Source organism: Campylobacter sp. CH278, assembly GCF_004378845.1.
GTDB lineage: Bacteria > Campylobacterota > Campylobacteria > Campylobacterales > Campylobacteraceae > Campylobacter_D > Campylobacter_D jejuni.
In genome coordinates this window covers 1-537 of sequence record NZ_RYXZ01000026.1, presented here as the reverse complement: position 1 = coordinate 537, position 537 = coordinate 1, and the positions used below count along the sequence as shown (strand labels likewise).

The following is a 537-nucleotide window of genomic DNA, read 5'->3' as shown; positions in this document are numbered from 1 at the left end:
TTAAAATGCTAAAACAAAGTTCAGACTTTGCTAATGCTTTAGCTAATGAAAGTGGAAAATTACAAACTGCTGTTCAAAGCTTAACCACTTCTTCAAATTCTCAAGCTCAATCTTTAGAAGAAACTGCAGCAGCTTTAGAAGAGATCACTTCTTCTATGCAAAATGTTTCAGTTAAAACTAGTGATGTTATCACTCAATCTGAAGAGATTAAAAATGTTACAGGTATTATAGGTGATATTGCAGATCAAATTAATCTTCTAGCTTTAAATGCTGCTATTGAAGCTGCACGTGCTGGAGAACATGGTAGAGGATTTGCTGTTGTGGCTGATGAAGTTAGAAAGTTAGCTGAAAGAACTCAAAAGTCTTTATCAGAAATTGAAGCTAATACTAATTTACTTGTTCAATCTATCAATGATATGGCAGAAAGTATTAAAGAACAAACTGCAGGTATCACTCAGATCAATGATAGTGTAGCTCAAATTGATCAAACTACTAAAGATAATGTTGAAATTGCTAATGAATCAGCTATTATTTCTA

1 protein-coding gene is annotated in these 537 nt (G+C 32.4%); it reads left to right on the top strand.

Annotated elements, in window-relative coordinates; all coding sequences use genetic code 11:
• Positions 1-537: methyl-accepting chemotaxis protein (locus tag ELQ04_RS08520; protein ID WP_134224529.1), on the top strand; the 537-nt coding region annotated here is incomplete at both ends.